Source organism: Mesorhizobium sp. P3_A9 (assembly GCF_056402975.1).
This window is the reverse complement of sequence record NZ_JBFUGJ010000288.1, coordinates 1-7,606: the sequence shown is the minus strand read 5'-3', so window position 1 is coordinate 7,606 and position 7,606 is coordinate 1. Positions and strand designations below refer to the sequence as shown.

The following is a 7,606-nucleotide window of genomic DNA, read 5'->3' as shown; positions in this document are numbered from 1 at the left end:
ATAGAGGCCGATCAGGGCCAGGATCTTGTCGGCGGGAGCTGGCTGCAGGTCTTCAAACATCGTTATAGTTCCGTTGGCGCGGCGGAGTGATACGCAAATAGAACGTGATGCACCAGCGGTTTTGGTTGCTTCAACGCAAAAGGCGGCACCCCAAGAGGGACGCCGCCTTTCGATCGAAACGGTAGCCGCTATTCTATTCGCAGCGTATGCATCGCTTCGAATGCGGTTCAAGGGATGACTGCTTCATGCTCGTACGGCTGACGATGATCTGCAACGGCGCCACGGCCGCGACCCGGCAGGGGGCATTCCCGTCGGACGAGCCGTTGGAGCCGCGATCACTGACGCTGGCGAAGGCGATGCGCGGGGCGTTGCGCCGTGCCGACCGCGTGTGGACGGCGCCTTCGCTTCGCGCCCGGCAGACCGCCGAGGCACTGGCGCTGGACGCATCGGTCGAGCCGCTTCTGGCGGACCAGGATCATGGAAGCTGGGCCGGCAAGAGCTTTGACGACGTGCGGGCGGAGCAGCCCGAGGGGATCGCTGCCTGGCTAAGCGACCCAAATGCAGCGCCGCACGGCGGCGAGTCGCTGGCCGACGTTGCTCGCCGGGCCTCCGACTTGATAGACCGGTTGATCACCGAGCGTGGCCACACCATCGCCATGACCCATGCCAGCGTCATCCGCACCGCGATCCTGCATGTTCTCGGCGCACCGCTTGCCGCCTCCTGGAAGATCGACATCGAGCCGCTCAGCATCACCGATTTTCGCAGCGACGGCCGCAGATGGGTGTTGCGTGCCTGCGGTGTACCCGCTCCGAAGCCGGCAAAATCACTTCACACCTGAGAGCCAGACTGGGCGAGGGTACTGCGAACGATACCCTCCGGCGAACCCGGCAAAGAAAAAACTGCAAGGGTTGGGATTAAAATCCCCACATGCTCCGTAAACAGGGCATGAAACGGTCGATGCCACGCTTTGACATCATAGGACAGCTCGGGTCGCTGCGGCGTTACGCGCAGTCGCTGACGCGCGACAGTGCCGACGCCGAGGATCTCGTGCATGACGCGCTGGTGCGTGCCTATGAGCGGCGCGGCACCTTCCGCTCGGGTGGAAACCTGCGGGCCTGGCTGCTGTCGATCGTCCACAACGCGTTTGTCGACCGGCTGCGCTCGCGGCGCTCAGAAGCGGCGCGCATCGAACAGGCCGGATACCTCGCCGATGCCAGCACACCGGCGCCGCAGGAGCATTCGGTGCGCCTGGCGCAGGTGCGGGAGGCCTTTTTCACTTTGCCGGAAGAGCAGCGTTCGGCGCTGCATCTGGTCGCCATCGAAGGGCTTTCCTACAGCCAAGCCGCCGATGCCACCGGTGTGCCGCTGGGCACGCTGATGTCGCGCATTGGCAGGGCGCGCGCCGCCTTGCGCCAGATGGAGGATGCTGCCCCGGCACGTGGCAAAAATCATCTCAGGGTTGTGGGAGGTGAGCAATGACCGCTCTTGTCGACCCCGTGACCGACACCGACCTCGACGCCTATGTCGACGACCAGTTGGATGTCACGCGCCGCATCGAGGTCGAAGCATTCCTGTCGACCCGGCCGGAGGCCGCAGCACGCGTGATGTCGGATCTGCGGACGCGCGACGAACTGCGCGTGGCGCTTGCCGGTTCCAAGGGCATGGCGCGGCCGGCGACGGCTGATGCTGCGCGGCGGCTGGAGAGGGGGCTTGTCCGCGGCCGCATCTTCGGCGTCTTGCAGCGCGCCGCGGCCGTTGCCGCCTTCATTGCCGCCGGCTGGCTGGCGAACGGCATCATCGGGCCGATGTCGGTGACCAAGGTCGTCGCTTCGCCGCAGCCGCCCGCCTATGTCGACGAGGCGGTGCGCGCGCACAGGACGACGCTGGTGCGCGAAACCATGCCCTCGCAGCCGGAAGCGCCCAACTACAATGCCGGCGAAATCCGCGCCGCGACCGCGATCGTCATGCCGTCGCTGCCCAAGGACTGGAAGGTGCGCGACGTGCAGATCTATCCGTCGCGCTTCGGCCCGAGCGTCGAGGTGGCCGTTGACACCAAGGACATGGGCCTGGTGTCGCTGTTTGCCATCCGGCCGGGAAACTTCGACGTGGTCAAGCCGACCGTCGCGCCCTCGGGCGACATTTCCTCGGCCTATTTCCAGATCGGCGAGGTCGCCTATGCGGTGGTCGCCAAGAGCGGGGTTCGTGACCTCGACCGCGCCGCCGAGGCGCTCGCCAAAACGCTTTACTGACCGATTCACAAAGGAGACTGCAAATGAACACGCCCAATCTGGGATATCGCGTCGGCACCAGCGCCCAGGCCGGAGCCGTCTTCGACGAGGGCCTGCGCCAGCACATGCTGCGCGTCTACAACTATATGGGCCTTGGCCTCGTGGTCACCGGCCTGGTCGCCTTCATGGTGTCGTCGACGCCGGCGCTCTATGTGCCGATCTTCTCCAGCCCGCTGAAATATGTGGTGATGCTGGCGCCGCTCGCCTTCGTCTTGCTGTTCTCGTTCAAGATGCAGACCATGTCGGCGTCAAGCGCCCAGATGATGTTCTGGGCCTTCTGTGCGGTGATGGGCCTGTCGCTCGCCTCGGTGTTCCTGGTCTTCACCGGCACCAGCATCGCGCGCACCTTCTTCATCGCCGCCACCATGTTCGGCGCCACCAGCCTCTATGGCTACACGACCAAGCGTGACCTGACGCAGTTCTCGTCGTTCATGATCATGGGCCTGATCGGCGTGATGATCGCCAGCATCGTCAACATCTTCCTCGGTTCGACTGCGCTGCAGTTCGCTATTTCGGTGATCGGCATCGCCGTCTTCATCGGCCTGACCGCCTGGGACACGCAGACGATAAAGGAACAGTATGCCGAGAATTTCGACGCGGAATCGCGCCAGAAGCTCGCCGTCTTCGGCGCCTTCTCGCTCTATCTGAACTTCATCAACATCTTCCAGCTGCTGCTGAACTTCACCGGCGAGCGCGAATAACCACTGTCCGCTGTGGGCAAGGGCGAGCATATCGCCCTTGATGCGGAGAGGTGGCCGGAGGAGAGATCCTCCGGCCACAATTCGTTTCGGCAAGAACCGTCCACACCTTGAGTCCCCTAGAGCTTTTGCTAGTCTGCCCGCCGAACCAGCATCCAACACTGCGAGGACATGTGGCACAGGACAGCCAGACGCTTCATAGCGACGGCATAACGGCTGTTGTAACAGGGCAGGGTGCCGAACTGGTCTCGCTCCAAGACGCCCAGGGATTTGAGTACCTGTGGCAGGCCGGACCGGCCTGGCGGCGCCATTCGCCTGTGCTGTTTCCGATCGTCGGCCGGCTGAAGGGCGACCAGCTGCGCCATCGCGGCCGGACCTATCCGATGACGCAGCACGGTTTCGCCCGTGACAAGCCTTTTGTGTGGGAGGAGAGGGGGTCTCGATCCTGTACGCTGGTTCTCACCGACGACGCCGAGACGCGCGCGCACTACCCCTTCGCCTTTCGCCTTGCCGTGACCTACACGCTGGAGCGCCAGCAGCTTGGTGTGGTCCTGGAGGTCACCAACGTCGGCGACGAGACGTTGCCGGCCTCGGTCGGCGCGCATCCGGCATTCAACTGGCCATTGCTGTCGGGATTGCCCAAGCAGGCATATCGGTTGACCTTTGCCGACGATGAGCCGGCGCCGATCCGCCGCCTCAAGGACGGCCTTCTGCTCGCCGAGACGCGGGCGACACCGATCGAAGGCAGGACGCTCGCATTGTCCGAACGGCTGTTCGATGATGACGCCGTCATCCTGGATCGGCCCGCCAGCACCAGCGTGCGCTACGCCGCCGACCATGGTCCGGCGATCGAAATGTCATGGCAGGGGGCAGAGCAGCTGGGCATCTGGTCCAAGCCCGGCGGCGCGCCGTTCCTGTGCCTCGAGCCCTGGCACGGTATTGCAAGCCCGGTCGATTTCGATGGCGAATTCACTGACAAGCCTGGCGTGATGCTGATCGAACCGGGGGCGAAGCGTTCGCTGAACTACCGGATCAGCCTGGAGCAGGGGCCGCGGTGACCAGCGGACGACCAGCCGGAAAATCAACGTCATGGGATACCTAATGAAACTAGGCTTCATCGGCACGGGTGCGCTTACCTCAGCCATTGTCACCGGGCTCAAATCCCTCGAGGGCGACCCGGTATCGGTTGTGTTATCGCCGCGCAACGAAGAGATCGCAGCGGACCTCGCCTCCCGCTTTGCGAATGTGGATGTCGCCGCCGACAATCAGGCGGTCCTCGATGCGTGCGACACCGTCATGCTGGCGGTGCGGCCGCAAATTGCCCCTCAGCTCTTGCCCGAATTGCGGTTTCGGCGCGACCACCACCTCATCAGCCTGATCGCCACGCTGTCGCGCGAGGAAATAGTCGGCCTGACCGCGCCCGCGAGCCGCGTGACGAAAGCGCTGCCCATGCCGATGATCGCCCACCGGCTGGGGGCGACGATCATCTACCCGCCTGATCCGGAGGTGACCGCATTGCTGGCTGGACTGGGGAAGGTGATCGAGGTCGAGAGCCCCAGCGAGTTCGACGCCTTGAGCGTCGCGACAGCGACCTATGCCACCTACTTCAAATACCTCGACACGATCCACCGCTGGCTGAAGGCGCATGGCGTTCCGGACACGAAGGGGCGCGACTATATCGCAGCGCTCTTCACGGCGCTTGGACATGCTCCGGAAACAGCGCCCGATGCGGACTTCACACATCTGGCGCAGGATTATGCGACCCGCGGCGGCATCAATGAGCAGGTCCTGAACGAGCTCACGGCCCGCAACGTCTTCGATGCGCTGGCGGAAAGCCTGGATGGCGTGCATCGGCGCATTTCAGCGGCTGGCGCGACATAGCCGGGTCTCAAACGTGCCGGACGATGGTGCCGATCACATTGACGAGAAGGCGCGCGGCGGTGAGGGACGACAGGCCGTCCATGTCGGCGGGTGGGTAGAGTTCGACAAGGTCAAATCCCGCGATCCTGGCCCGCTTGTCGAGGCCAGCGACCAGGTCGATCGCCTGCGTGTAGGTGAGGCCGCCTGGCGTACGCGCCGCCACGCCTGGCATGATGCCGGGATCGAGGCTGTCGCAGTCGAAAGTGACGACGACGCGCGCGCCGTCCGGAATATGCCTGAGCGCCGCTTCCACGCCTTGAGCATGAACCTCGCGCGCGGTCACGAAACGGCTGCCATAGTGCTGCGCCGCTTCGATTTCGGCGCGGCGCGCGCTGCCGACGCTGCGCAGGCCGACCTGCACCATGCCGGCGACATGCGGCATCTCGCTCGCCCGCCGCATCGGGCTCGAATAGCCATAGCGTTMGCCATGCACCTCGTCGCGCCAGTCGATATGGGCGTCGATCTGCAGGATCCAGATCGGTCCGTGGTCAGCAAAGCCAGCAAGGAACGGAATGACGACGGAATCGTCACCGCCAAGCAGGATCGGTATGGCCGGCAAAGCCAGGACCTCGCGCGTCTTCGCCTCGATCCGGGTCCGGTTGCCGGCATTGTCGTGCAGGGTGGTCGAAATCTCGCCGGCGTCAACGCAGCTAACCGGCTTGCCGTCGAACAACGGGCCGCCGAGATCGAAATCCCAGTGCTCGACGAGCGGCGCATCGCCCTGGCTGGCTGCGCGGATGGCATCGGCGGCCAAGGCATAGCCGCTGCTGTCCTCGCCGGGATAGGTGCTGCCGTGGCTGGCTCCGAAGATCACTGCGCGAGGCGTGCGGCCATCGGCAAGGCGATCGGGAAGGCCGAGAAACGATGCGGTCATTTTCTTGAGGTCCTGATGATGTGTCGACAGGGAGGTTAWCGCGTCACACGGGTGGGAGCAAAGTAGGTCGCCATCTCGATGCTGCTTCGAGCCAAAACGTGCGCATCCGAAAGTCGCATAAGATAGATTATGGAACTTGCGTATTGGCCAGCAGTTGGAAATTACTGCTGCATTTCATAGGCTTGAGACTCTCGATGTCTGTTGCCTCATGTGGATTGCCAACGCTACGCTGCGTGGATGACAGCAGCAAAGCGTGAGATCGAATCGGCGATCGAGGTGTTCGTACATGGCTACAGCACCGACAAAAGCCGCACCTTTCCTTACGAGGTCAGCCGCGTCGGGCCATTGTGGGCGATGCGTGATGCGCCGCGCAGGAATGCTCGCGACTACCGTGGCGAGGAATGGGTCGTCCATGATGTCGCTGCCCAGGAAGCCGATGCGATCGTGCGGCAGCATGCGCGACCGGGTTTCGCCATTTCCGTCGTGATCGCAAACGACGAACCGGATGGACCGACGCGAACCGCATACAAGGCTCTCGGCTACCGGCTGCTGCGGACGGAAGGTTTTTTCGTCCAGCCATTGCGTCAGATTCCAAGCCCGCCGGCGGCCGTCTCGATTGAGCGCGTCCAGACGGTCGACCGGGCGGCGCAATTTGCAAAGATCATTCGCAGGCGGCCGATCGCGGCCGATCTGCTTGGCGACGGCGCGCCGTTCCGCCAATATGTGGCGGTCGATGGTGACGAGATTGTCGGGCGTGTGCGCAGCATAGACGCCGTGGGCGCCACGTGGTGCGCGGCCATGTATGTCGAGCCTTCGCASCGGCGTCGCGGTATCGGCCAGGCGCTGATGGCTAAAATGCTGCAKGACGACCAAGCTCGTGGAGCGCGATGCTCGATGCTGTTGGCGACGCATGCCGGAGCGTTGCTTTATCCCCGCATGGGCTATGAGCGGATTGGAACGCTGCTGATATTCGGGCCAAGGAAGCRAACGGCACAATGAACAGGCGTGTTTATCGCGCTGATTCAAAAGGAATTTCGATCACCATGCCGTCATAGGCCGGCATCACCTTGTCAGGCGTCTCGGCCATCACGGTCGCATAGTCGAGCGGCACGTGCATATGGGTCAGCACGGCACTCTTCGGCGCCAGCTTCTCGATCCAGTCGAGCGCCTGGCCGAGCGACAAATGGCTGGGATGGGTGTTGTACTGCAGTGCGTCGATGACCAGCATCTCCAGGCCGCGCAACCGCTCGGCCGTGGCGTCGGGAAAGCCGCTGATATCAGGGCAATAGGCCAGGCCGCCGATGCGGAAACCGAGCGAGATGATGTCGCCATGGAACTGCGGCAACGGCTCGAGGGTGAGGGCACCCCCCTCGCCTTCGATCACCACCGGCTTTGCGTGGTCGATGATATGCGCCCGCACGATCGGCGGATAAGAACTGCCCGGCGGCGTTTCGAAGCAATAGCCGAACGCCTGCCGCAGGCGCAGCATCGTCGGTTGGTCGGCATGGATGTCGATCAGGTGGCGCTGCTCGAGCACGTAGCCGCGCAGATCGTCGATGCCATGGATATGGTCGGCATGCGGATGGGTGTAGACGACCGCATCGATGCGTTTGACCGAAGCGAGCAGCATCTGCTCGCGGAAATCCGGCCCGGTGTCGATGACCACGGTGGTACGACGGCCATCGGCGGCGATCCGTTCGACCAGCGCYGCCGTGCGCATGCGSCGGTTSCKYGGATTGGCCGGRTCGCAATTGCCCCAGTCGCCGGTGATGCGCGGCGTGCCKGGCGACGAGCCGCAGCCGAGAATGGTGAGGCGCAGCCGGTC

9 protein-coding genes are annotated in these 7,606 nt (G+C 63.9%); 7 read left to right on the top strand and 2 right to left on the bottom strand.

The genetic code is table 11. The features are described from left to right. The first annotated feature begins 245 nt into the window (after nucleotides 1–245). The 6 genes from AC1DX0_RS27335 to AC1DX0_RS27310 all read left to right on the top strand — a co-directional run bounded on the left by AC1DX0_RS27335 (nucleotide 246) and on the right by AC1DX0_RS27310 (nucleotide 4,868). The gene (locus AC1DX0_RS27335) at nucleotides 246–839 is read left to right on the top strand and encodes a histidine phosphatase family protein (protein ID WP_477220617.1); all 594 of its coding nucleotides are present in this window, start codon (nucleotides 246–248) and stop codon (nucleotides 837–839) included. Nucleotides 840–946: 107 nt separating this feature from the next. Then, nucleotides 947–1,480: a sigma-70 family RNA polymerase sigma factor gene (locus tag AC1DX0_RS27330; protein WP_477220700.1), complete on the top strand. Its 534-nt coding sequence runs from the start codon at nucleotides 947–949 to the stop codon at nucleotides 1,478–1,480. Next, nucleotides 1,477–2,250, top strand: a complete 774-nt coding sequence (locus AC1DX0_RS27325; RefSeq protein ID WP_477220616.1) for an anti-sigma factor family protein — start codon at nucleotides 1,477–1,479, stop codon at nucleotides 2,248–2,250. The genes AC1DX0_RS27330 and AC1DX0_RS27325 overlap by 4 nt, the downstream gene beginning before the upstream one ends. Before the next feature lie 23 nt (nucleotides 2,251–2,273). Then, nucleotides 2,274–2,990: a Bax inhibitor-1/YccA family protein gene (locus AC1DX0_RS27320; protein ID WP_477220615.1), complete on the top strand. Its 717-nt coding sequence runs from the start codon at nucleotides 2,274–2,276 to the stop codon at nucleotides 2,988–2,990. 170 nt (nucleotides 2,991–3,160) lie between these two features. Continuing rightward, nucleotides 3,161–4,045 (top strand): aldose 1-epimerase family protein, encoded by an 885-nt coding sequence (locus tag AC1DX0_RS27315; protein WP_477220614.1) that lies wholly within the window; start codon nucleotides 3,161–3,163, stop codon nucleotides 4,043–4,045. 43 nt (nucleotides 4,046–4,088) lie between these two features. Further along, complete coding sequence (locus AC1DX0_RS27310; protein WP_477220613.1) at nucleotides 4,089–4,868, top strand: pyrroline-5-carboxylate reductase; 780 nt, start codon at nucleotides 4,089–4,091, stop codon at nucleotides 4,866–4,868. 7 nt (nucleotides 4,869–4,875) lie between these two features. Here AC1DX0_RS27310 and AC1DX0_RS27305 read toward each other — a convergent pair whose 3' ends face one another. Then, nucleotides 4,876–5,781, bottom strand: coding sequence for an agmatinase (locus AC1DX0_RS27305; protein WP_477357513.1), 906 nt, complete (start codon nucleotides 5,779–5,781; stop codon nucleotides 4,876–4,878). A 237-nt stretch (nucleotides 5,782–6,018) separates the two neighbouring features. On the opposite strand from AC1DX0_RS27305, the gene AC1DX0_RS27300 reads away from it, so the two are divergent. Further along, the gene (locus AC1DX0_RS27300; RefSeq protein ID WP_477357511.1) at nucleotides 6,019–6,780 is read left to right on the top strand and encodes a GNAT family N-acetyltransferase; all 762 of its coding nucleotides are present in this window, start codon (nucleotides 6,019–6,021) and stop codon (nucleotides 6,778–6,780) included. A gap of 10 nt (nucleotides 6,781–6,790) precedes the next feature. Here the strand turns inward: AC1DX0_RS27300 and AC1DX0_RS27295 are convergent. After that, nucleotides 6,791–7,606, bottom strand: an 816-nt coding sequence (locus AC1DX0_RS27295) for an MBL fold metallo-hydrolase (protein ID WP_477357509.1), incomplete at its 5' end; no start/stop codon positions are given.